The organism is Aliirhizobium sp. YIM B11859, from assembly GCF_057163345.1.
The window spans coordinates 922,692-943,608 of sequence record NZ_JBXHAY010000001.1; the positions used below are offsets into that span (position 1 = coordinate 922,692).

Annotated in this window: 25 protein-coding genes; 10 read left to right on the forward strand and 15 right to left on the reverse strand. The window is 60.1% G+C overall.

All coding sequences use genetic code 11. The features are described 5' to 3' along the window. The first annotated feature begins 4 nt into the window (after positions 1-4). Positions 5-760 carry a substrate-binding periplasmic protein gene (locus tag AC2GXZ_RS04270; protein ID WP_483757861.1) on the forward strand — a complete coding sequence of 252 codons (756 nt, stop codon included), beginning with the start codon at positions 5-7 and terminating at the stop codon, positions 758-760. A 60-nt stretch (positions 761-820) separates the two neighbouring features. Further along, a complete protein-coding gene (pth, locus tag AC2GXZ_RS04275; protein ID WP_483757862.1) occupies positions 821-1,549 on the forward strand; it encodes an aminoacyl-tRNA hydrolase in 729 nt (242 codons plus the stop codon). Between the two features lie 28 nt (positions 1,550-1,577). Here the strand turns inward: pth and clpS are convergent, their stop codons facing one another. The 3 genes from clpS to AC2GXZ_RS04290 all read right to left on the reverse strand — a co-directional run bounded on the left by clpS (position 1,578) and on the right by AC2GXZ_RS04290 (position 2,633). Then, on the reverse strand, positions 1,578-1,886 hold the full coding sequence (clpS, locus tag AC2GXZ_RS04280; RefSeq protein WP_483757863.1) for an ATP-dependent Clp protease adapter ClpS: 309 nt from the start codon (positions 1,884-1,886) through the stop codon (positions 1,578-1,580). Between the two features lie 94 nt (positions 1,887-1,980). Then, positions 1,981-2,382, reverse strand: coding sequence for a type II toxin-antitoxin system VapC family toxin (locus AC2GXZ_RS04285; protein WP_483757864.1), 402 nt, complete (start codon positions 2,380-2,382; stop codon positions 1,981-1,983). After that, complete coding sequence (locus AC2GXZ_RS04290) at positions 2,379-2,633, reverse strand: AbrB/MazE/SpoVT family DNA-binding domain-containing protein (RefSeq protein ID WP_483757865.1); 255 nt, start codon at positions 2,631-2,633, stop codon at positions 2,379-2,381. The genes AC2GXZ_RS04285 and AC2GXZ_RS04290 overlap by 4 nt, the downstream gene beginning before the upstream one ends. Before the next feature lie 136 nt (positions 2,634-2,769). Between AC2GXZ_RS04290 and ychF the strand changes: the two genes are divergently transcribed. The 3 genes from ychF to AC2GXZ_RS04305 all read left to right on the forward strand — a co-directional run bounded on the left by ychF (position 2,770) and on the right by AC2GXZ_RS04305 (position 4,859). Then, positions 2,770-3,873 carry a redox-regulated ATPase YchF gene (gene ychF / locus AC2GXZ_RS04295; protein WP_483757866.1) on the forward strand — a complete coding sequence of 368 codons (1,104 nt, stop codon included), beginning with the start codon at positions 2,770-2,772 and terminating at the stop codon, positions 3,871-3,873. A 63-nt stretch (positions 3,874-3,936) separates the two neighbouring features. Further along, entirely contained in the window at positions 3,937-4,395 is a 459-nt protein-coding gene (locus AC2GXZ_RS04300) for a MaoC family dehydratase (RefSeq protein ID WP_483757867.1), read from the forward strand. After that, the gene (locus AC2GXZ_RS04305; RefSeq protein ID WP_483757868.1) at positions 4,392-4,859 is read left to right on the forward strand and encodes a MaoC family dehydratase; all 468 of its coding nucleotides are present in this window, start codon (positions 4,392-4,394) and stop codon (positions 4,857-4,859) included. Before AC2GXZ_RS04300 ends, AC2GXZ_RS04305 begins: the two co-directional genes overlap by 4 nt. 109 nt (positions 4,860-4,968) lie before the next feature. On the opposite strand, the gene AC2GXZ_RS04310 is transcribed toward AC2GXZ_RS04305, so the two are convergent. The 3 genes from AC2GXZ_RS04310 to AC2GXZ_RS04320 form a co-directional block, all read right to left on the reverse strand. Next, entirely contained in the window at positions 4,969-5,577 is a 609-nt protein-coding gene (locus AC2GXZ_RS04310; protein WP_483757869.1) for a LysE family translocator, read from the reverse strand. 89 nt (positions 5,578-5,666) lie between these two features. Then, on the reverse strand, positions 5,667-6,206 hold the full coding sequence (locus AC2GXZ_RS04315; RefSeq protein ID WP_483757870.1) for an adenine phosphoribosyltransferase: 540 nt from the start codon (positions 6,204-6,206) through the stop codon (positions 5,667-5,669). Between the two features lie 141 nt (positions 6,207-6,347). Continuing rightward, the gene (locus tag AC2GXZ_RS04320; RefSeq protein ID WP_483757871.1) at positions 6,348-6,965 is read right to left on the reverse strand and encodes a 50S ribosomal protein L25/general stress protein Ctc; all 618 of its coding nucleotides are present in this window, start codon (positions 6,963-6,965) and stop codon (positions 6,348-6,350) included. A 366-nt stretch (positions 6,966-7,331) separates the two neighbouring features. Here AC2GXZ_RS04320 and AC2GXZ_RS04325 point away from each other — a divergent pair, with 366 nt between their 5' ends. Further along, entirely contained in the window at positions 7,332-10,109 is a 2,778-nt protein-coding gene (locus AC2GXZ_RS04325) for a bifunctional diguanylate cyclase/phosphodiesterase (RefSeq protein ID WP_483757872.1), read from the forward strand. 33 nt (positions 10,110-10,142) lie between these two features. Here the strand turns inward: AC2GXZ_RS04325 and AC2GXZ_RS04330 are convergent, their stop codons facing one another. The 8 genes from AC2GXZ_RS04330 to lgt all read right to left on the reverse strand — a co-directional run bounded on the left by AC2GXZ_RS04330 (position 10,143) and on the right by lgt (position 17,390). Beyond that, positions 10,143-10,400 (reverse strand): hypothetical protein, encoded by a 258-nt coding sequence (locus AC2GXZ_RS04330; protein WP_483757873.1) that lies wholly within the window; start codon positions 10,398-10,400, stop codon positions 10,143-10,145. Positions 10,401-10,513: 113 nt separating this feature from the next. Beyond that, entirely contained in the window at positions 10,514-11,017 is a 504-nt protein-coding gene (locus AC2GXZ_RS04335; RefSeq protein WP_483757874.1) for a Kazal-type serine protease inhibitor family protein, read from the reverse strand. A 118-nt stretch (positions 11,018-11,135) separates the two neighbouring features. Next, the gene (locus AC2GXZ_RS04340; RefSeq protein ID WP_483757875.1) at positions 11,136-12,068 is read right to left on the reverse strand and encodes a ribose-phosphate pyrophosphokinase; all 933 of its coding nucleotides are present in this window, start codon (positions 12,066-12,068) and stop codon (positions 11,136-11,138) included. Positions 12,069-12,207: 139 nt separating this feature from the next. Continuing rightward, positions 12,208-13,002, reverse strand: coding sequence for a hypothetical protein (locus tag AC2GXZ_RS04345; protein WP_483757876.1), 795 nt, complete (start codon positions 13,000-13,002; stop codon positions 12,208-12,210). A gap of 90 nt (positions 13,003-13,092) precedes the next feature. Next, positions 13,093-14,244, reverse strand: a complete 1,152-nt coding sequence (locus tag AC2GXZ_RS04350) for a M24 family metallopeptidase (protein ID WP_483757877.1) — start codon at positions 14,242-14,244, stop codon at positions 13,093-13,095. Position 14,245: 1 nt separating this feature from the next. After that, a complete protein-coding gene (gene pgeF / locus AC2GXZ_RS04355; protein ID WP_483757878.1) occupies positions 14,246-15,043 on the reverse strand; it encodes a peptidoglycan editing factor PgeF in 798 nt (265 codons plus the stop codon). 332 nt (positions 15,044-15,375) lie between these two features. Further along, on the reverse strand, positions 15,376-16,488 hold the full coding sequence (locus tag AC2GXZ_RS04360) for a class I SAM-dependent methyltransferase (protein ID WP_483757879.1): 1,113 nt from the start codon (positions 16,486-16,488) through the stop codon (positions 15,376-15,378). 14 nt (positions 16,489-16,502) lie between these two features. Next, the gene (gene lgt, locus AC2GXZ_RS04365; RefSeq protein WP_483757880.1) at positions 16,503-17,390 is read right to left on the reverse strand and encodes a prolipoprotein diacylglyceryl transferase; all 888 of its coding nucleotides are present in this window, start codon (positions 17,388-17,390) and stop codon (positions 16,503-16,505) included. 147 nt (positions 17,391-17,537) lie between these two features. Between lgt and AC2GXZ_RS04370 the strand changes: the two genes are divergently transcribed. The 4 genes from AC2GXZ_RS04370 to AC2GXZ_RS04385 all read left to right on the forward strand — a co-directional run bounded on the left by AC2GXZ_RS04370 (position 17,538) and on the right by AC2GXZ_RS04385 (position 19,920). Further along, a complete protein-coding gene (locus AC2GXZ_RS04370) occupies positions 17,538-17,798 on the forward strand; it encodes an accessory factor UbiK family protein (RefSeq protein WP_483757881.1) in 261 nt (86 codons plus the stop codon). A 441-nt stretch (positions 17,799-18,239) separates the two neighbouring features. Beyond that, a complete protein-coding gene (locus AC2GXZ_RS04375; protein ID WP_483757882.1) occupies positions 18,240-18,740 on the forward strand; it encodes a type III secretion system chaperone family protein in 501 nt (166 codons plus the stop codon). 2 nt (positions 18,741-18,742) lie between these two features. Further along, positions 18,743-19,558 carry a pyrroline-5-carboxylate reductase gene (gene proC / locus AC2GXZ_RS04380; RefSeq protein WP_483757883.1) on the forward strand — a complete coding sequence of 272 codons (816 nt, stop codon included), beginning with the start codon at positions 18,743-18,745 and terminating at the stop codon, positions 19,556-19,558. 20 nt (positions 19,559-19,578) lie between these two features. Continuing rightward, positions 19,579-19,920, forward strand: a complete 342-nt coding sequence (locus tag AC2GXZ_RS04385; RefSeq protein ID WP_483757884.1) for a tRNA-binding protein — start codon at positions 19,579-19,581, stop codon at positions 19,918-19,920. Positions 19,921-19,979: 59 nt separating this feature from the next. Here AC2GXZ_RS04385 and AC2GXZ_RS04390 read toward each other — a convergent pair whose 3' ends face one another. Beyond that, complete coding sequence (locus AC2GXZ_RS04390) at positions 19,980-20,780, reverse strand: aminoglycoside phosphotransferase family protein (RefSeq protein ID WP_483757885.1); 801 nt, start codon at positions 20,778-20,780, stop codon at positions 19,980-19,982. Between the last annotated feature and the right edge of the window lie 137 nt (positions 20,781-20,917).

The window sequence follows — 20,917 nt, forward strand, 5'->3', positions numbered from 1 at the left end:
CGCGATGAAGATTGTTACCATCCTGACCTGTTTCCTGATCGGCATTCAGCCGGCCTTGCCGGCATCTGCGCAACAGCCGATCAGCCTGACGACCGAACAGTATCCGCCGTTTGTCTATCGTGACCCGGACGGCAGCTATCGCGGTTCCAGCGTGGAGCAGGTCGAAGCTCTGATGCGCAAGGCGGATATTCCGTTCACCATGGAAATCATGCCCTGGGCGCGGGCCTATGTGCTTGCCGAGACCCAACCGATGCATTGCGTCTTTTCGGCTGCCCGTATTCCTGAAAGAGAGCCCAAGTTCAAATGGGTAACGCCGCTCAGCATCAGCCGCAACTTTCTCGTCCGGCTGCACCAGACGGTGATCGATGCGACGACGATGGACGAAGCAAAGCGTTATACGATCGGCACGCATCGGGCCGATTTCACCGAAACGCTGCTGCGCGAACGCGGCTTTCCTTCGATCGACCTGAGTGCAACCTTCGAGATAACCCTCAACAAACTTCTGGAACAGCGCATCGACATGATGCCGATGCCGGAAAATGTCTATTTGAAGCTCATGGCGGAGGGCAAACCGCTGGAAAGCGTGCTTCTCTTCTCCGAGAACAGGTTCGGCCTCGCCTGCAACAAGGATGTGCCCGACGAGATGATCGCCCGCATGCAGAGCGGTCTCGACACGCTGATCAGCGAGAAGAAACAGGATGAGATCCTGCAGCGATACGGTCTTGCGCCTGCTCGTTTGTGGGAGCGGCAGCAACAATAGATATTGACAGTGCCGTCATTTCGCGGTGGTGAACATGCGCCAAGAAGACGGAGAGTTTTTATGTTGATCATTGCCGGCCTCGGCAATCCCGGGGCGCAATATGCTGGAAACCGCCACAATGTCGGCTTCATGGCGGTCGATGCCATTCAGCGTCGGCCGGGCTTTTCGGCGTGGTCGAAGAAATTCAAGGCGGTCATCTCCGAAGGTGAGATTGCCGGCGAAAAGGTTCTGCTGATGAAGCCGCAGACCTTCATGAACCTTTCCGGCGAGGCGGTCGGCGAGGCGATGCGGTTCTACAAGCTGACGGCGACTGACCTGATTGCAATCTATGATGAACTCGATCTTGCGCCGGGACGCACCCGGCTGAAGACCGGCGGTGGCCATGGTGGCCATAACGGTATCAAGTCGCTCGACGCCCATTGCGGCAAGGAATACCGCCGGCTGCGTATCGGCATCGGCCATCCCGGCTCCAAGGAACAGGTTCACGGCCATGTGCTCGGCGATTTCGCCAAGAGCGACCGCGTGTGGCTGGAACCATTGATGGATGCGCTTGCCGACAATGCCGACATGCTGGTCAAGGGCGAGGATTCGCAGTTGATGAACAAGCTGACGCTTGCCGTCGGTGCCAAGCCCGAGGCGGAAAAACCGGCCACGCCAAAACCGCAGACGCAAAAAGCGGCGGGACAATCCCATATCCGTCAGGCACGCGGCGGCGGTGGAAAACCCAGCCTGCCGACGTCAGGGCCGATGGCCGATATGCTGAAGAAGATGTTCGGGCCGAAGGAGTAACAATCGGGACAGCGCCTAGACGCGACCGCTATTCCTCCGGTTCGGTGGTAAAGGTCAGCGGAAAGCCGGCATCCTTGCCCAGATCGGTTGCCTCTTTCGCCTTCGTCTCGGCAATATCCTTGGCGCAGACGACAACGACGCAAGAGCCCAGCCGGTGGGCGGTCATCATCACTTTCAGCCCGGTGTCCTCGCTCATGCGGAAGACCGAGCGCAGCACCATGATGACGAATTCCCGCGGGGTATAATCGTCATTCAGCAGGATGACCTTGTAGAGCTTCGGTCGCTCCAGCTTGGGTTTCGTTGTCGTCTTTGGGGTGAGAACCGTGTTTTCGGCCATCAGCCTGACTTTCGGATGAGGACGTTCTTTGAGGACGTAATGATTATCTTGCGCCGCAGCAACAGGATTTCAAGGTTTGAACAGAGGTTGACGGTCAATCGATGCCGAGGACCACGCTGTGACGGCCTTGCGACCGAATGGTGCGCGCCGCTACCTTGTCGAAGGTTATGAATGTTTCTCCGCCGAGACGTCGTCCCTCGAACTCGATCACACCATCACCAAAATCGCCGCCAGATTGAAAAAACAGAAGTCTGGCAGCGATCGCTGCGTCGTCGCATACCACCTTTTCGCTATTGATAAGCCGAACGACTGCAGCTGCGACGTTTACCCGTGAAAGCTTGTAGCTGCCTGACATCACCCAGATAAATTCGCAGAGCGCATATGTCGGGATCACCAGTTTGTCTGCTTCGGCAAGAAAATTTTGAGCGATACGAGATTGTTTCGGGTCGTCGTCCAGCGATGCCCTGAGCAGGATGTTGGTGTCGAGGATCTTCATCTCTCCCCAGCCCAAGCCTTCTCTATAGCCTCCTGGATTTCATCAAGGGTGAGGTGGATATCATGCTCGTTTTTGAGGCTACCGAAGAAATCTTCGATCTTCCCCGTCTTCTTCTTGGCTGCAACCAGTTCCAGCACGCCATTCGGCCGCTGATGGACATCAAGGTGATCTCCCGGCTGCACGCCCAGACGATCAAGGATATCCTTCTTCAACGTAACCTGGCCTTTGGATGTAACTTTAAGTTGCGTCATGGCGGTATCTCCTGCGACTGAAAGTAAGGCAAATCTGCCTTGGCTGCAATGAGATGCCTTGTTGCAAGCCTTGACCCGCAGGGCAGTTTCGCCCATAGCGACTGCAAACTCAGTTAAACGATAGGTACTACCCCCGATGGGCTTCAAATGCGGTATCGTCGGACTGCCCAATGTCGGCAAGTCCACCCTCTTCAACGCGCTGACCAAGACTGCCGCCGCGCAGGCTGCGAACTATCCGTTCTGCACGATCGAACCGAATACCGGTGAAGTGGCGGTTCCCGATCCGCGGATGCAGCAGCTTGCGGCGATCGCCGGCTCGAAGGAAATCATCCCGACCCGCATTTCCTTCGTCGACATTGCCGGCCTGGTGCGCGGCGCGTCGAAGGGTGAAGGTCTCGGCAACAAGTTCCTCGCCAATATCCGCGAAGTCGATGCTGTCGTGCATGTGCTGCGCTGCTTCGAGGACGACGACATCACCCATGTCGAGGGCCGCATCAATCCGGTCGGCGATGCCGACACGATCGAGACCGAACTGATGCTTGCCGATCTCGAAAGCCTGGAGCGCCGCGTCGAACAGACCCGCAAGCGCGCCACCAGCAAGGACAAGGAATCGGTTGCCCAGCTGCCGGTGATGGAAGCCGTCATCAAGCTTTTGAACGAAGGCAAGCCGGCTCGCATTCTGCTGAAGACGCTGGCGCCGGAAGACATCGAGATCCTCAAGGGCCTCAACCTTCTAACGTCGCACCCGGTGCTCTACGTCTGCAACGTCGCCGAAGGCGACGCCGTCGATGGCAACGAACACACCAGGGCCGTTGCCGAAATGGCGAGGGGGCAGGGCGCGGAATGCGTCATCATCTCGGCTGCGATCGAATCCGAAGTGGCACAGCTGCCGGAAGAGGAAGCCAAGGAATTCCTCGGCGCGCTCGGTCTCGAAGAGGCCGGTCTCGACCGTCTGATCCGCGCCGGTTACCAGCTGCTCCACCTGATCACCTATTTCACCGTCGGGCCGAAGGAAACGCGCGCCTGGACGATCGTGCGCGGCACCAAGGCCCCGCAGGCTGCCGGCGTCATCCACACCGATTTCGAACGCGGCTTCATCCGCGCCTTCACCATCGGTTTTGACGACTACGTCGCCTTCAAGGGCGAAGTGGGTGCCAAGGAAGCCGGCAAGGGCCGCGACGAAGGCAAGGAATATGTCGTCAATGATGGCGACGTGATCCACTTCCGCTTCAACACGTAAGCAAAAAATACCACGGGGCGATCCTTCGCCCCGTGCCTGCATTCCGATTGCACGAGGTGCCGAATGCTCCATCTTGAGGATTTTACGCCTGGCCGGGTTCTGCCGCTCGCGTCGCGGCTGATCACCGCTGAAGAAATCGTCGCGTTTGCCTCGGAATTCGACCCGCAACCGATGCATCTCGATGAGGTGGCGGGAAAAGCCAGTATCCTTGGCGGGCTTGCCGCTTCCGGATGGCACACGGCAAGCCTGTTCATGCGGATGATGTATGACGGCTGGCTCTCCGGCTCTTCGTCGGAAGGGTCTCCCGGCATCGATTTCATGGAATGGAAAAAGCCGGTTCTCGCCGGCGATACCCTGTCGGGTCGCTCAACGGTGATCGAGGCGAGGGCGTTGCGGTCGCGGCCGGGTATTGGCCTCGTCAAATTTCTCCATGAAGTGACGAACCAGCACGGCGAGGTGGTGATGCGCGGTGAGAACCCGATCATGTTTCGCACCCGCTCGGGCGAGGGGGACGCGGCATGAAGCTCAGCGAGATCTTTCCGCTCGGCAAGACGGTGGTTATCGGCTCTCTTCTTTTCACTGCCGAAGAGATCATTGCCTTTGCCGAAAAGTTCGACCCGCAATCTTTCCACACCGATGCGGAAGCCGCAAAAAGTTCCGTCTTCGGTTCGCTCTGCGCCTCCGGCTGGCATACCTGCGCCGGCTGGATGAAGACCTATATCGCCTATTGGGATCAGGAACGTGCGCGCCTTGTGGCTGAAGGGGTGACGCCACCGACGCTTGGCCCATCGCCCGGTTTCAAGAAGCTGCAATGGCTGAGGCCGGTCTATGCCGGGGACACGATCACCTATTCGGCGACGCTCGTCGAAAGCCGCCCGCTGATGTCGAGGCCCGGCACGTCGATCAGCCTGACCGCCAACGAAGGTGTCAACCAGAAGGGCGAGACGGTGTTTCGTTTCGAGGCGCGCGTGCTGGAATTCGACTAGAGCATTTCCGCCGTTCTTCGACGCGAAACTGCTCTATCTCTTTGTTTCCGCGCAATTCCGAACGCAAAAACGGTTTCCACTTTTGCTCGAATTGCTTTGGCGTGCGTTCCTAACGCGCGACGACGACTGCGCCTGCACCAATCATGACTGTTCCGGCTGCCCGGTTGACGCGACGGACGATGGCAGGGCTTCTGAGCGCCTGCCTGGCGCGTGTGGCGAGCATCACATGCCCGCCAATGACAAGGAACTCGACTGCAAGGATCACAGCAGCAAGTGTGCCGCCGTCTGCGACGGTCAGATCGGTGCCGACAAGATTTGGCAGAAGCGCAATGTAGAACAGCGGCATTTTCGGATTGCTGAGATTGAGCACGATGCCGGTCAGATAGGCGCCAAGCACATTTGCCTGCGGTTTCGCATCCAGTTCGGGAACGGCAGGCTTGGCCGTCCAGAGCCTGATCCCCGTCCAGATCAGGTAGATGGCGCCGCCATAACGCAGAACGCTCATCACCACACCCATCTCATCTGCCAGCACCGTCAGGCCGAAGACGGCGAGCGCGAGGAAGATCAAAATGCCGGTACAGGTGCCGGCACCATAAGCGATGCCGGATGCCGGCCCTTGCGCGACCGTGCGGGCGACGATCGTCATGTTGTCGGGGCCGGGACTGGCGGCAAAAAACAGGAAAGCGGCGGCAAAGGCGGCAAGTGCGGTGACGTCCATCTGATCCCCCATCGGCAAGGTCGGAGGATAACAGCGGACGTGCCTTCGGCAATCCCCCGGTTGATGGGGGTATTGCCGATCGGTTCGGCTCAGTGACCGGAAAATTCGACCAGGGTGCGGACTTCGACACCGAGCGCTTCGAGTTTCTTGCGGCCGCCGATATCCGGCAGGTCGATGACGAAGCAGGCCGAAACGATCTCGGCGCCCTGCTGCCGCAGCAGCTTGACGGCGCCTTCGGCGGTGCCGCCGGTCGCGATCAGGTCGTCGGTGAGGATGACGCGGTCACCGGGCTTTACGGCGTCCACATGCATCTCCATCTCGTCCATGCCGTATTCCAGGCTGTAGGCGATCCGCACCGTCTCATGCGGCAGCTTGCCTTTCTTGCGGATCGGGATGAAGCCCGCTGAAAGCTGGTGCGCCAATGCACCGCCGAGGATGAAACCGCGCGCCTCGATGCCGGCGATCATGTCGATGCCGAGCTCCTTATAGGGCTTGACCAGTTCATCCACAGCCTGCCGGAAGGCAACAGCATTGCCGAGCAGGGTGGTGATGTCGCGAAAAATGATACCAGGCTTCGGGTAATCCGGTATCGAGCGGATGGCTGCAGCGAGGTCTGGTGTCTGTGTCATGAAAGAACCGGGAATGTTTGTGGTTGACGGAGGCGGTCCCGCCTTCGGGATGGGCAGGGTGGACATTATCGGAGCCGCCTGCAGATCCCAATAGAAAAGCCCGGCATTGCCGGGCTTTCCAAACGTCGATCAAGGAAGATATTATTCTTCCGTCGATGCCGGCGTGTCTGCGATTTCTTCTTCGGCAACGCCTGCTGCCGGAGCAACGAGGGTCGCGATGGTGAAGTCGCGGTCGGTGATGACCGGGCGCACACCCTTCGGCAGCTTGACTGCGGAAATGTGAATGCTGTCGCCGATCTTGGCGCCGTCGAGATCAACGGTGATGAATTCCGGAATGGAAGCAGCCGGGCAAAGGAACTCGACCGTGTGACGGACGATGTTCAGGACGCCGCCCTGCTTGATCGCGGACTTGTCTTCGTTGATGAAGTGAACCGGAACGTCGACCGTTACTTCGGTGTTGCCGGAGACGCGCAGGAAGTCGACGTGCAACGTGAAGTCACGCACCGGATCCAGCTGATAGTCCTTCGGCAGCACAGTGATCTTCTGGCCGTCGACGTCGATCGTTCCAACAGTCGTCATGAAACCACCGGCGTGAATGCGCTTGGTGACCTCATTGGTGTTGAGGACGATTGAAATTGGGGGCTGCTTGTCACCATAGATGACTGCAGGGATAAAACCGTTGCGGCGAAGTTCACGGGAGGACCCCTTACCGACCCGTTCGCGCGCCTCGGCCTTGAGCTCGTAATTGTTCTGGCTCATGGCATTTCCTTTCGAGGTTATTTGGAGAGTTCTATCCGACCCATCGGGGTCGATTGGAACCGGAGGCTGTTAATGGCCCCATCCGCATTGCCTCCAAGGGTGTCTGCGCGGACGCGGTCCCTATAATACAAGCTCGCTCCGCAGGCAAGTGCGGCGGTTCCTCGCGCTCACCGCTTCTCATTCCGGCCTCCTGCATCCTGTCGGTGCGGCCGGTTGTGCAACGGCTTACTCTGGGTAGGTCGTTGTTCGGGTGCCGTTAATCACACTATGCGCTTTTCGACTAAAAAAGTGATGACTCAATAAGATGTGCGGGAATTATTAAATCGGCTGCGTCAGAAGTGCGACTGCTTTCAGGGAATAATTTGAATGTTTCGCGTCGTCACCTGCCTGGTTTATGAACATAATCTTCCGCTTGTCCTGGTGGCGGGATTGCTCTGCCTGCTGGCAAATCTTGCGACTGTCGCCTTTATCGGGCGCTCGAGGGAAGCCGGCCGCATTGCCCGGCCGGTATGGGCTGTCGTTGCCGGCGGCGCAGGTGGTTTCGGCATATGGGCAACCCACTTCGTCGCCATGCTTGCCTATGATCCGGGTTTTGCGTTCCGCTTCGATCCGTCCCTGACGCTGATCTCGCTCGCCCTTGCCTTCGTCACGACCTTTTCCGCCTCCAGCCTTCTCGTCGCCATGCCGACGCGCACGGGCGCGATTGCCGCAGGCCTGGTATTCGGTGCCGGCGTGTCGTGCATGCATTTCACCGGCATGTCGGCGATCGAGATCGGTGGCCGGATCGTATGGTCCCGCCCGATGGTGATCGTTGCGATCGTCAGCGCCATGGTGATGGCACCGCCGGCGTTCCTGATGGTTCTCCGCAAGGGCAATAAAGCGGTTCTGTTTGCAGGCGCAACGCTCGCTCTTGCCATCGTCTCCATGCATTTCATCGCCATGGGTGCCGCGACGCTGGTGCCGGACCTTTCGTCGGCGATCGGCGTCGGCTCACTGTCCAAACCGCTGATGCTGTCGACGATCATTGCCGTCTCCTTGTCGCTGCTCGGCTCGGGCACGGCTGCGGCTCTGATTTCCGGGCGTGCAGCCCGTTCGTCGCGCGCCAGCGAAAGGGACTTTCAGCTTCTGGTCCGCGGCGTCACCGATTATGCGATCTACATGCTCGATCCGACGGGCGTGGTGACCAACTGGAATGCCGGCGCGCAGCGCGCCAAGGGTTATGTGGCGGCCGAAATCGTCGGAAAGAATTTTGCCCGTTTCTACTCGCGCGAGGAACAGGAGCGAGGGGCGCCGGCGAATGCATTGAAAACCGCCTTCGAAACCGGCCGCTTCGAGGCCGAAGGCAAGCGTTACCGCAAGGACGGCAGTTGGTTCTGGGCACACGTGGTGATCCAGCCGGTGCGCGATGATGACGGCCTGCTGGTCGGTTATGCCAAGATCACCCGTGACATCACCCGCCAGAAGGAAGACAGCGACCGCATCGCTGCGATCACCCGCAATCTCGACCTTGCGCTTGAAAACATGAGCCAGGGCATATGCCTGTTTGATGGCGAGGAGCGGCTGATCCTTTCAAACGGCCGTTACCGTGACATGTTCAAGTTTCCGGAGGGCTTTATCCGGCCCGGCCGAAGCTACTGGGAAATGGTGCAGAAGGGATACGAGCAGGCCTACGGGCAGGAGCAGGATTGGATGCCCCATGCCCGCAAGCACTATGACCGCTACATAACTGCGGTCCGTTCAGGGCAGAAGAGCCTGATGCACCGGACGGGCAGCGGCCAAACCTTCCGGACTGCGCTCAACACGCTGGCGGGCGGCGGCTGGGTTGCCACATTCGACGACATTACCGAGCAGGTCCTCTCCGAGGAACGTATCGCGTTCATGGCGCGGCATGACAGCCTGACGCAGCTGCCCAATCGCCCGGCTTTCATGAGCCATCTGGAAAGCGAGGTGCTGCATGCCAAGCATAGTGACGACCACTTGGCAGTCGTCGGCATCGATCTCAACAAGTTCAAACAGATCAACGATCAACTCGGACATGCCGTCGGCGACGAGGTGCTCAAGGATATCGCACGGCGCATGATGCAGATCCTCGGGCCGAAGGAAGTCTTCGCCCGCTTCGGCGGAGACGAGTTCGTCGCCGCGATGCGATACAGCGAAGTCTCCGAGGTGCAGGCTTTCCTCGACCGGATGATGACGGAACTGAATCGGCCGATCGACATCGAGGGCAACCGGGTGACACCGGGCGCCAGCATGGGCGTTGCGCTCTATCCGCATGACGGGCAGACGCCCGAGGTGCTGATCGCCAATGCCGATCTTGCCATGTACCGTGCCAAGGGTTCGCTCTCGCGCGAAGTCTGCTTCTACGACATGGAGATGGACGAGGCGGCCCGCGACCGCACGAAAATGGCCAAGGAACTCTGGGCGGCTGTCGAGGCAAAACAGTTCTACCTGCATTACCAGGTGCAAAAATCGGTTTCGAGCGGAGAGGTTACCGGCTATGAGGTGCTGCTGCGCTGGCGGCATCCGGAACGGGGCGATGTTTCTCCCGCCGACTTCATTCCGATTGCCGAGGAATGCGGCGCGATCCTGCCGATCGGCGAATGGGTGCTGCGCGAGGCCTGCCGCGAGGCGGCCGCCTGGCCCGTAGAACACAAGGTGGCAGTCAATCTCTCACCGGTGCAGATCGCCCATGTGGATATGCCGGCACTTGTCCATACCGTTCTGCTCGAAACCGGGATGAAGTCGTCGCGGCTGGAACTGGAGATTACCGAAAGCTCGATCTTCAGCGACAAGCCGCGCGCACTGCATGCGCTGAGGGCGATCAAGGCACTTGGCGTATCGATCGCGATCGACGACTTCGGAACCGGCTATTCGTCGCTGGAGACGCTGCAATCCTTTCCGTTCGACAAGATAAAGCTCGACCGCAGTTTCCTTGCGGATGTCGAAGCAAGCGATGAGGCCAAGGCGATGGTGCGGGCAATCCTTGCCCTGGGGCAGGGGCTGCGCATTCCGGTTCTTGCCGAAGGCGTGGAGACGCTGGACCAGCTGTCCATCCTGCGGCAGGAAGGCTGCCACGAGGCACAGGGCTTTCTGCTGGGCCGCCCCATGCCGTTCGACAAGCAGCCGCTTGTCGAGGCAGCCTGAGCGGCTTGCCGGCAGCGTCCGTCAACGGCCGGTTCAGCGCCGGCTTTCGCCACCCGGCGCATAGACCGTCTTCTGTTCAAAGCGGAACTTGAAGCCGCAGTCGCTGCAGCGAAGCATGTATTTGCGCGGATCCGTCGAAGCGAATTCGGTACGGAAGCCGCGGGGTAGTTCATCAATGCGGAAGTCGCGGCTGGCGGCGCGCTTGTCGTCGTCCTCGGAAACCTCGGCAAAACCAGTATTACCGCATTGCGAACATTCCAGCTTTCGTGAGTAGCGGTCTCGGGCGGCCATCAGGGCAAGGTCTCCATCAATACCTGACCTACATAGTCAACGACTTTGCGGAATGCAAAACGCCGGGACGGTAATCCCGGCGTCTTTTGTCGTGGATGTGTTGCGGCAATGCGTTATCCGCGGCGGCACTCGCCCGAAGCGATGATGGAAAACCCCGAATTGCGAGCCTCGCAGGCGTTGGGAAAGGTCTGGATGCTGCGATTGTTCTGGCCGCAGACGGGACGGTATTCGCGGGTGCAGGCGCCGCCCATGTCATTGCCCATGCCGGGCCGGCCCGGCCGGTCTGGTCTGTCCGGCCTGCCGGGGCGGTCCCAGTCGGGGCGATCAGGGCGGCCGGGTGGCGGATAATTTCCGGAACCGCGGCACTCGCCGGGGCTGACGATACGGAAGCCGCGGGCGCTGGCCTGGCAGCCATTGCCGAAGGTTTCCAGGCGCCCACCACGCTCGCCGCAAACCGGCCGGTAATCCATCGTGCACATCTGCTGCTGTGGCTGCGGGCGCGGGGGCGGATAGTAGCCACCAGGCCCGGATGGCGGCCCTTCCTCGACGCAGGCCGAAAGAAGTGGAAGCAGAAGCAGCAGGGGCAGCTTGTCGCGTGTTCTGGACATCAACGGCATTGGCGATTCCTCCTCGAAATATTTGAGAGGAGCCTAAAGCATCGGGCCGAAAATCGAAATCGACTTTCGGCCCGAGCGAAACATTTTGAAAAAACTGCAAAGCGTTGATTGGCGGCGATCAGTCGAACAGGCTGGAGACGGAGGATTCCATCGCCGTGCGGTTGATCGCTTCACCCAGCAGGTTCGCAGTCGAGATGACGCGAATATTGGGGGCCGACTGAACCGCGGTCGTCGGCTGGATCGAGTCGGTGATCACCAGCTCCTTCAGCATCGACGAGGATATGCGGGCAACGGCACCACCGGACAGAACCCCATGGGTGATATAGGCGGTGACGCTGGTCGCGCCGTTCTTCAGGAGCGCCTCAGCGGCATTGCAGAGCGTGCCGCCCGAGTCGACGATGTCGTCGATCAGCAGACAGTCCTTGCCGGTCACGTCGCCGATGACGTTCATGACTTCCGACTCACCGGCGCGTTCACGGCGCTTGTCGACGATCGCCAGCTGGCAACCGAGGCGCTTGGCCAGCGAGCGGGCGCGAACCACGCCACCGACGTCCGGAGAGACGACCATGACGTTGTTCAGATCGTAATTTTCCTTCACGTCGCGGGCCAGGATCGGCACGGCGTAGAGGTTGTCGGTCGGGATGTCGAAGAAACCCTGGATCTGGTCGGCGTGCAGATCGAGTGTCATCACGCGGTTGGCGCCGGCCTCGGTGATCAGGTTGGCAACGAGCTTTGCCGAGATCGGCGTGCGGGGGCCTGCCTTGCGATCCTGTCGGGCATAGCCGAAATAGGGAAGCACTGCCGTGATGCGCTTCGCCGACGAGCGGCGGAAAGCGTCGATCATGATGAGCAGTTCCATCAGGTGATCGTTGGTCGGAAAAGACGTGGACTGGATGACAAAGACATCCTCGCCGCGCACGTTCTCCTGGATTTCTACGAAGATTTCCTGGTCCGCAAATCGCCTTACGGAGGCTTTTCCGACTGGAACATTAAGATAGCTGCAGATCGCGTCGGCCAGATGCCGGTTCGAATTGCCTGCGAAAACCTTCATTGCGGTCCGCCTGTTTTGAAGCTGGATGGCGGCCTTGTACCGCCGCTGCCTTCGATTGCAAGAGTGTTTTCGAAATCCGCACGGATTTTATGAACGAAGTGTGACTTTGGCACTCTCAGGACGTGTAGAATCACCTTCTTCACCTTGTCCTGCGCCAGCTCATATACTCCGCTATCGTCTTTTTGGCGATCGACTGCATAAGCTCCGGAGACACTGCATCCCAAGGGTCCGAGCCCTGCGTGGGCACGGTTTCCTGGCCCTGCATGCGGTTCAGCCGTGCACCTGAATTGTCGAGAACATCCCAGACATACACCATGGTCACTTTGTCGCCATTCGAAAGGGCGGAAAAATATCCCTTGAGGATCTGGTTGGTGCCGGTGTCGCCCGACGGACGGATCGTCAGTCCGGCGGCGCGTGCCGATGCGGCCAGCTGACGCGACAGCGGCGTCACCGCCTGGACCGGCGCGCCGATGATCGGCAGGAAGCGGATGGTGTTGTCGCCGCTCGCGGCCGCGGTCTGGCCGCCTGAAGGCGCCTGTGGTGGCGATGCGTCATCCTGCTGAGCCGATCCCTGGCTTAACGCCTCCTGTCCCTGCCATGCCGGAGGCGGTCCGGAGGAGGCCGGTGAGACACGATCCCCGGCATCGAGGGCGCGTGCCTGGGCCGATAGCGTGTCTCCCGCGTCAGACTGGCTGCCAGCGGTCGGTGCGCCCTGCCGGCTGCCGGGAGAGGCAAGCGGAGCGGACTGCACCGGTTCGAGCCTGTCGGTCCCGGCCATTCGGTCGGTCTCCTCCTGGGTGACCGGCGCGGAGGAGGGATAGGTGCCGCCGCCGACATCGACCTGCGGTGTCAGTGCGTCGGTTGTGTTGCAGGCGGAAAGTCCAAGGCAAAGCGAGAAAGCTGCGACGATGTGCCAGAGGTTTGGTCGCCGCACTTAATTCATCTCCTGAACTTTGCCCTGGTGGAGCTTAGAGGCGCCCTTTCGGATGTGTCAATTGCGGCGATGCGGCGATCAGCACACAATTCAGCACACGATCAGGTCAAGGCCGAGACGCGAGAGCGGCTGTGGCGCACCTTCGGTCGTCAGATAGGTGTGGCCGAGCGTCATCGCCGTGCCGCTGTCCGAATCCATGATGATCATGTGCACGAAGAGCGTCATGTCGGGCAAAATCTCCTGAGGATTGCCGACATGGAACATCTGGTGCTCCATCCACGATGGCGAGAAGCGGGCGCCGAGTGAATAACCGCAGGCATTCAGCCGATGGCGGGAGAGGCCGCGTTCGTCGAGGATGCGTGCATGGGTGTCGAAGACATCGCCGAAGACGTGACCGGGCCGCAGCACTTCCTCGATCGCCTGGATGGTCTCGAGGCAGGCCTTGTAGAGTTCGCGGTGGCGCAGCGACGGTTCGCCGACGATCACCGTGCGCATCATCGCCGCGTGGTAATGGGCGGCGGCTCCCGCCCATTCGAGCGTCAGCTGGTCGCTTGCATCGAGTTTGCGCCGGCCGGCCTTGTAGCGGCAAAGCAGCGCGTCCTCGCCCGAACCGATGATGAATTCGTTGGCTGGATAATCGCCGCCGCCGGCAAGGATCGTGCCCTGCATGGCGGCCAGGATGGCGGCCTCGTCGCCGCCGGCCCTGATCAGCGGCAGTGCGGAATCGAGCGCGTCATCGGCAAGTTCGGCGGCACGTCTGGCATAGGCGATCTCGGCCGGGCTTTTGATCAGGCGCAGGTTGCCGACGAGATAGGAGGCATCGCTCAGCTGGCCGAACGACGAAAGCTGGTTGTCGAACAGGCGCGCGACGCGGCCGGTCATGCCGTGGGTATCATATTCGACGCCGATTTTCGCGCCGAGCAGATCCATGTCGCTCAGCAGGTTCTTCAGGTCGAGCGTCGGATCGGCATTCACCCGGTCGACCCAGACGACGATATTGTCGAGGATCGAGGTCTGGCGCGCCTGACGCAAATCCGCCGAGCGGGTGAGCAGCGTCATCGAGCCATCGGCCCTGACGATCAGCGTCTGGAAAAAGCAGTAGCCGAAGGTATCGTAGCCGGTCAGCCAGTACATGCTTTCCTGGGCAAAAAGCAGCAGGGCATCAAGCTTCTGTTCCTGCATGGCGGCGAGCAGACGCTCCAACCGGGCAGCATATTCCTCACGTTCGAAGTGCAGAGCCATGTCAGTCCTCCCGGATCGCGATTGCAGAAATCTGGCGGCCGTAATCCGGCTCTTGGGCATGGGTGGTGCGCCGATAGGAAAAGAACCTCTCCGGATCGGGATAGGTGTCGAGATCCAGATTTTCGGCCTTCACGCCGGCATCCGTCAGCCGCTTGATCGTCAGTGACGGAAGATCGAACATGGCATGGCCGGGTTTTTCGGACGGCGAGAAGAAAATCTCGTAGGCGGGATCGACGGATTTGAAATTGGCGACGAATTCCGGTCCGACCTCATAGCTGCTGCGGCCGATCGACGGGCCGAGCACGGCGGTGATCTTCGAGCGGTCGGCACCGAGCGAGACCATCGTCTCGATGGTGTTTTCGAGCACGCCGTGAAGCGCACCCTTCCAGCCGGCATGGGCCGCGCCGATCACACCGTTTTCCGCGTCGGCAAAAAGAACCGGGCCGCAATCGGCGGAAAGAACGCCCAGCACGATACCGGGACGTTTCGTTACCATGGCATCCGCCTTCGGCCTGTCGCCGGGCTGCGAAATGTCGTCGACGATCACGACGTCGGGGGAATGAACCTGATGAACGGTTGCCAGACGCTCCACCGGCTGATCGAACCAGGCTGCGACGCGCGTGCGGTTTTCGATTACCTTCTGCCGGTCGTCATCGGAGCCGATGCCGACATTGAGGCCGGCATAGATGCCCTCGGAGACACCGCCTTCACGGGTGAAAAAGCCATGCCGGATGCGCGATCCGGCACTCCCGGAAAGCAGCGCACTCTTGATCGGCTGTGGAAGTCCGTATCCCGGCATTTGCGTCCATCCTGTTGATTTAACTGGGCAATGCCTGCGAATGCTTCGGTCTTGCGAGGCGAGATTGGCGCAAGCGATGGGTTGATGTCAATCCGGCTCCGAGGGATGGGCGGTGGGCTGATCGAGGGCCGCGATGATCTGCCCGCTTGTGATTTCTGACAGTTGGCCGAAGCTAAGATGTTGAAATCACTTTCTCTCCGGCAGAGGGAGAGGCGCCGCTGCCGCAATCAAGGCGATTGTACCTCCCTCCTCAAGGGAAAGGGCACAAAGGCGAGATCACGGTGAATTTAAGTCTCTGATTTCGTTGGCAAGAGAGTGAGCCGTAACCCGGCTCAGCCCACCGAGCGGAACGGCATCAGCGTGACATCCGGGCTCGAAACGGCAATGACCTTGAAGAGCTCGCCCATCTTTCCGGCACCTTCGCCGGCCAGCCGGTCGATTGCCGCGGCGATCAGGCGTTGTTCGGATGGCTCCTTGTCGCGGGCAAGCGCTGCCGCGCGTTCGGAAAGGCCGAGGCCGTAGAGAAATTCGCCCTGGCGAAGGCCGCCATTCAGCTGGACACCGGTCGCCACGGCGACTTTCGCCAGGTCCTCGAAGTCGACATGGCTGGTCAGATCGGCTTCGCCGGGATGGGCAAAGGGCGGATCGAAATCGTGGTTCAGGACGGCCTGCAGCGTATCGCCGAAACCGGTCACCATGGAGCCGTAGTCGATGATCAGTGCTGTGCCGCCATCCTGCAGCAGGCGTTCGCAAAGCGTCTGCATCACGGCCTGGCGGGCAGGGGCGATTTCGAAAATGGTGCCGTCAGGAATGGCGCCGGCGGGAGCCGGCAGGAGAGACGGATCGACGGTCGCCACGCCTGCGGCAAACGACAGCTCGTCATCGGCATCAAGCCCGATCAGGCGTTCGCGAAAGCCGATCGGCGTCTTGATGAACTGGCGGATCGGAATGGCGTCGAACAGTTCGTTGGCGGCGATCAGGCAGAAGCCTGCCGGCACATCGTCGAAACTGTCATGCCAGCTGATCTTGGTGGAATAGGTTTCCAGCGTCACCCGCTGCACCCCGCGCAGACGCTCGCTGGTTTCGACCAGATGTACCGCAAGGCTTTCGAAAAGCGCCGGTGCGATGCGCTTGATGACACGCAGCATGTCGGCCATCATCGTGCCGCGGCCGGGTCCGATCTCGACCAGGCGCACATCCTGCGGCGTGCCGTGCTGCTGCCAGGTGTGGACCATGAAGACGCCGACCATCTCGCCGAACAGCTGGCTGATCTCGGGGGCGGTGATGAAGTCGCCGAAGCTGCCGAAAGGCTCGCGGGTGCGATAATAACCGAATTCCGGGTCGGCGAGGCAGAGCGCAAAATAGTCGGTGACGCTGATCGGTCCGTTTGTACGGATGATGGTCTTTATCTTCTTGGCGAGAGGCGTGTTTGAGGGCGTGCTCATGGCGTGCTTGTTTCTCAGGCCTTCTGCGTGCGTGCGGCGGCAAGGGCTCGCAGGACGGCCCAAAGCCCGATCAGCACCATCGGCGACGACAGGACCATGCCCATTGTCAGCCAGTTTGTGCCGAGCAGATAACCCAGCTGCGCATCAGGTTCGCGGAAAAATTCGACGAAAATGCGCGAAAAGCCGTAACCGATGACAAATATGCCGGAGACCAGGCCGGGCTTGTGCAGCGCCTTGAAGCCGAAGATCATCACGGCGAGGGCCGAGAGAATGACGATGCCTTCGAGGCCTGCCTCATAAAGCTGGCTCGGATGGCGGGCGAAAGGTCCACCGGTGGGGAAGACGATCGCCCAGGGCATGGAGCTCAGTCGGCCCCAGAGTTCACCATTGATGAAATTGGCGATGCGGCCGAAGAACAGGCCGAGCGGCACGACGGCTGCAATGATGTCGAACATGCTCCAGACGGGAATTGCGTTCTTGCGGGCAAACAGGACCATGGCGATGATCGCGCCGATCAGACCACCGTGAAAGGACATGCCGCCATTCCAGATCTGAATGATGCGGATCGGGTTTTCGAGCATCACCGACAGGTCGTAGAACAACACGTAGCCGGTGCGGCCGCCAACGACGATGCCGACGGCGATCCAGACGAGAAAGTCGTCGAGATGCGTCTTCGTCATGGGGGCTTCGCCGCCCTTCCAGAGCATCGGCCGGTCGATCAGTTTGCGGGCATAAAACCAGCCGAGCATGATGCCCGCCACATAGGCGAGGCCGTACCAATGGACGGATAAAGGTCCGATGGAAAATGCCACCGGATTGATGTTGGGAAACGGCAGAATGGCAAGAAGATTAAGAGCTTCGTACAATGTGTGTTCTCGGCTTGACCGTGGTCGGCGGAACATGACCTCACCTATAGTGGCGGTCAAGACGGAATCGCACAACCGGATACCACAGCAGTGGATGGAGCTTGCAACAGATCGTTGCTGGCCCTACTTCCTTATTGATGACATAAGCCGGGTATATTCTGCCGGCTTCAAGGAGATGACGATATGTCGACCGGAACGAACCGCATTTTTGACGACTTCGCCAAGCTGATGACGGATGCGGCCGGGGCCGCCCAGGGCGTTCGCAAGGAAATGGAGACCGCATTTCATGCGCAGGCCGACCGTTTCCTCAACAGCATGGATATCGTGAAGCGTGAGGAGTTCGAGGCCGTCCGCGAAATGGCTGCACGCGCCCGCGACGAAAACGATGCGTTGAAGGCCCGTATCGAGGCGCTTGAAGCCAAGCTTGCTGCCCAAGAGGGCTGAAAACTACAAATTCTCGTTGAGAATCAAATCGGCCTCTTGCGCGCGGCGCGGGAGGCCGATTCTCGTTTCGGGACGAATTTTTACGACCGCCATCGGCGATCCGGGCGCCGCGAAATCGATCGCCGGGCCAAAAAAATCCCGCCTGTGGACACTTCCGAAAAAGTGAAGCGCCAGAGTCGGTTAATCCCTTCCGCTGATCTCCGACAAGAGCCACAGGACGGGATAACCCACTGAAATAAAGGGGGGAGGGGCTGGCGACTGAAACCTGTCTAGATACACTGATTTTAAATGATGATTCGAAACGGACTGGTAAGCTCCAGGCAGGGTTCCAGCGTTAATCTGGCGGCGCCGTAAGATCATCGGAAGTGTTGTTTCCGGTCAAGAGTTCGCGTGTTGGCGTATATCGCAAATCCGCATCCGTTCCGGTTGAGAAGGTGCCGCATGAGCCTCATGGAATTCGAAGTTGAACGTCAATCGAACCCGGTCGACATGATCGAGTTCGTGGCTGCCTCCAACGACTGGACGTTCGAGCGATCCGGCGAAGACGAGATCGCCATGACGGTCGAAGGCAGTTGGACCGACTATCATGTCTCGTTTTCGTGGATGGAGGATTTCGAGGCGCTGCATCTGGCCTGCGCTTTTGATCTGAAAATCCCCGATACCCGCGTCAACGAAGTGATCCGCCTCCTGTCGCATGTCAACGGCCAGACGCTGATGGGGCATTTCGATCTCTGGCGGATGGAAGACGTGATCATCTTCCGCCAGTCGCTTTTGCTCGCCGGCGGCGCCGAGCCGACAAACCAGCAGGTGGAAGTGCTGCTTTCGAGCGCGCTCGATGCCTGCGAGAGCTATTATCAGGCATTCCAGTTCGTCGTCTGGTCCGGCATGGAGGCGAAAGCTGCCATGGATGCCGTCTTGTTCGAAACGGTCGGTGAGTGCTGATCATGTCGTCTGGCGTTGGTTCTATTGTTCTTGTTGGTGCCGGCAATATGGGCGGCGCCATGTTGTCCGGATGGCTGGACAAGGGTGTGGCCGGAGACCGGATTACGGTCATCGATCCGTCTCCGTCGGAAAAGATGCAGGCGAAGATCTCGGCTGCGGGTGCGCGTCATTCGGTTTCCGTGCCTGATGGCTTCGTTGCCGATATTCTCTTCGTTGCCGTCAAGCCGCAGATGATGGATACGGTCCTGCCGCCGCTGAAGCCGATCGTCGGTTCCGGGTCGGTGATCGTGTCGATTGCTGCCGGCAAGACGCTCGGTTATCTGGCTGGGCATCTCGGTGATGCGGCCATGGTGCGGGCAATGCCGAACACGCCGGCGATGATCGGTCGCGGTGTTACCGGCGCGTTCGCCAATGCGCATGTAACCAGCACCCAGCGCGAGGCCGTCGATCAGTTGCTGCGCGTCAGCGGCCCGGTCGAATGGGTCTCCTCGGAAACCGATATCGATTCCGTCACGGCCGTTTCCGGCAGCGGGCCGGCCTATGTGTTTTATCTCGTCGAGTGCATGGCAGAGGCAGGTCGCAAACTTGGCCTGCCGGCGGACCTCGCCATGCGGCTCGCACGGGAAACTGTCGCTGGGGCTGGCGAATTGATGCACCAATCCCCGGACGAGGCTGCCCAGCTTCGCAAGAACGTCACCTCGCCGGGCGGTACGACCGCCGCCGCCCTTGCCGTGCTGATGGCCGAGGACGGTATTCAGCCGATCTTCGACACGGCGATTGCGGCCGCGCGCAGGCGGGCGGAAGAACTGGGAAGCTGAACAGGCAGGATAGCGCAGGCATGGCAGACGAGATTAGCTACGGTGACTTCGAAAAGGTCGATATCCGCGTCGGAACCATCATCGAGGCAGAACCTTTTCCGGAAGCCCGCAAACCGGCCTTCAAGCTGAAGATCGATTTCGGCCCGGAGATCGGCATCAAGAAATCCTCCGCCCAGATCACCGTTCACTACACGCCGGAGACGCTGGTCGGCCGGCAGGTGCTGGGTGTGGTGAATTTTCCGCCGCGCCAGATCGGCCCGGTTCGCTCGGAAGTGCTCACCCTCGGCTTCGAGGACGAAAACGGAGCGATCGTGCTCGCCTGCGTCGAACAGGGCGTGCCGAATGGCAGGAAGATGATGTGATCCGCCAGGGCCTGTCGATACTCTCCAGCCGATAGGGGAGCGCGAAGCCTCCCGGTCTGTCAGAGCAACAGACCGAGCCGCGACAACGTAAGTCGGCATTGCTGGCAGAGCGGTTCATTCCTGCCGTCACGATAGTAGCTCAGCGCAATGACTGCGCCGTAAAGCGCCCATGCCTTGCCTCGGCGCCAATCCCCTTCACTCAGTTCCAAAATGTCTTTGAATTTACCGCGGGCGGAAGGGGATACCCAAGACCATGCCGCCGCATAGTCTGCAGCGGGATCTCCAATCGCCGACAGGCCCCAGTCTATGACGCCGCTGAGACTTCCGCCGGTGGCGATCAGATTGTCTGCCTTGAGATCTCCGTGCAGCCATACGGGCGGAGCAAGATATGTTTCGCAAACGGCAGCCTGCCAGATATCGCGTGCCGCGTGTTCATCGACCTCGTCCGAAACCGTCTCGATCGCTTGCAGCGTGAGCCTGGACATCTCGGCGAGGGGAATGCCTCGACGATTGTTGATCGGTCCGGCCACCGGTGCGTTGTCTGTCGATTTTCCATGAAGAGCGTTTAGGAACGTCGCCAGCGAAACGGCTGCATCTTCCATGTTTTCGATGTTTTCCGGGGTGGCGATCTCGCCTTCCATCCAGTCGAATATCCCGAACTGGCATTCGATACCGAAGTCGGCGTGTCCACGATATCGCAGCTTTGGTGTCGAGAGCGGAAGGCCTTCGAGATGCGGCAACCAGTCCAGCTCCTTCGACAACAGAGCTGCAGCCGATGCCCGCCGGGGGACCCTCAGGACAAGGTCATCGCCAAGCCGGAACAGGGCGTTGTCCGTTCCAGAGGAGTTAATCCGGCGCATGGGTCGGTTTGCCCATTGCGGCACCTGCTGCAATAGCAGGTCATGGATTAAGCTCTCGCTCAGCGGAAGATCATCGTCGTGCACAATGTCAGCCTTGAAAATAGTCTGCACAAAATGGTGTTAGACTCGAACCTGTC

Excerpts from the sequence above, each read along its gene's own strand:
- AC2GXZ_RS04270 (WP_483757861.1), top strand. The coding sequence starts at position 5 with ATGAAGATTGTTACCATCCTGACCTGTTTCCTGATCGGCATTCAGCCG.
- pth (WP_483757862.1), top strand. The coding sequence starts at position 821 with ATGTTGATCATTGCCGGCCTCGGCAATCCCGGGGCGCAATATGCTGGA.
- clpS (WP_483757863.1), bottom strand. The coding sequence starts at position 1,886 with ATGGCCGAAAACACGGTTCTCACCCCAAAGACGACAACGAAACCCAAG.
- AC2GXZ_RS04285 (WP_483757864.1), bottom strand. The coding sequence starts at position 2,382 with ATGAAGATCCTCGACACCAACATCCTGCTCAGGGCATCGCTGGACGAC.
- AC2GXZ_RS04290 (WP_483757865.1), bottom strand. The coding sequence starts at position 2,633 with ATGACGCAACTTAAAGTTACATCCAAAGGCCAGGTTACGTTGAAGAAG.
- ychF (WP_483757866.1), top strand. The coding sequence starts at position 2,770 with ATGGGCTTCAAATGCGGTATCGTCGGACTGCCCAATGTCGGCAAGTCC.
- AC2GXZ_RS04300 (WP_483757867.1), top strand. The coding sequence starts at position 3,937 with ATGCTCCATCTTGAGGATTTTACGCCTGGCCGGGTTCTGCCGCTCGCG.
- AC2GXZ_RS04305 (WP_483757868.1), top strand. The coding sequence starts at position 4,392 with ATGAAGCTCAGCGAGATCTTTCCGCTCGGCAAGACGGTGGTTATCGGC.
- AC2GXZ_RS04310 (WP_483757869.1), bottom strand. The coding sequence starts at position 5,577 with ATGGACGTCACCGCACTTGCCGCCTTTGCCGCCGCTTTCCTGTTTTTT.
- AC2GXZ_RS04315 (WP_483757870.1), bottom strand. The coding sequence starts at position 6,206 with ATGACACAGACACCAGACCTCGCTGCAGCCATCCGCTCGATACCGGAT.
- AC2GXZ_RS04320 (WP_483757871.1), bottom strand. The coding sequence starts at position 6,965 with ATGAGCCAGAACAATTACGAGCTCAAGGCCGAGGCGCGCGAACGGGTC.
- AC2GXZ_RS04325 (WP_483757872.1), top strand. The coding sequence starts at position 7,332 with ATGTTTCGCGTCGTCACCTGCCTGGTTTATGAACATAATCTTCCGCTT.
- AC2GXZ_RS04330 (WP_483757873.1), bottom strand. The coding sequence starts at position 10,400 with ATGGCCGCCCGAGACCGCTACTCACGAAAGCTGGAATGTTCGCAATGC.
- AC2GXZ_RS04335 (WP_483757874.1), bottom strand. The coding sequence starts at position 11,017 with ATGCCGTTGATGTCCAGAACACGCGACAAGCTGCCCCTGCTGCTTCTG.
- AC2GXZ_RS04340 (WP_483757875.1), bottom strand. The coding sequence starts at position 12,068 with ATGAAGGTTTTCGCAGGCAATTCGAACCGGCATCTGGCCGACGCGATC.
- AC2GXZ_RS04350 (WP_483757877.1), bottom strand. The coding sequence starts at position 14,244 with ATGGCTCTGCACTTCGAACGTGAGGAATATGCTGCCCGGTTGGAGCGT.
- pgeF (WP_483757878.1), bottom strand. The coding sequence starts at position 15,043 with ATGCCGGGATACGGACTTCCACAGCCGATCAAGAGTGCGCTGCTTTCC.
- AC2GXZ_RS04360 (WP_483757879.1), bottom strand. The coding sequence starts at position 16,488 with ATGAGCACGCCCTCAAACACGCCTCTCGCCAAGAAGATAAAGACCATC.
- lgt (WP_483757880.1), bottom strand. The coding sequence starts at position 17,390 with ATGTTCCGCCGACCACGGTCAAGCCGAGAACACACATTGTACGAAGCT.
- AC2GXZ_RS04370 (WP_483757881.1), top strand. The coding sequence starts at position 17,538 with ATGTCGACCGGAACGAACCGCATTTTTGACGACTTCGCCAAGCTGATG.
- AC2GXZ_RS04375 (WP_483757882.1), top strand. The coding sequence starts at position 18,240 with ATGAGCCTCATGGAATTCGAAGTTGAACGTCAATCGAACCCGGTCGAC.
- proC (WP_483757883.1), top strand. The coding sequence starts at position 18,743 with ATGTCGTCTGGCGTTGGTTCTATTGTTCTTGTTGGTGCCGGCAATATG.
- AC2GXZ_RS04385 (WP_483757884.1), top strand. The coding sequence starts at position 19,579 with ATGGCAGACGAGATTAGCTACGGTGACTTCGAAAAGGTCGATATCCGC.
- AC2GXZ_RS04390 (WP_483757885.1), bottom strand. The coding sequence starts at position 20,780 with ATGCGCCGGATTAACTCCTCTGGAACGGACAACGCCCTGTTCCGGCTT.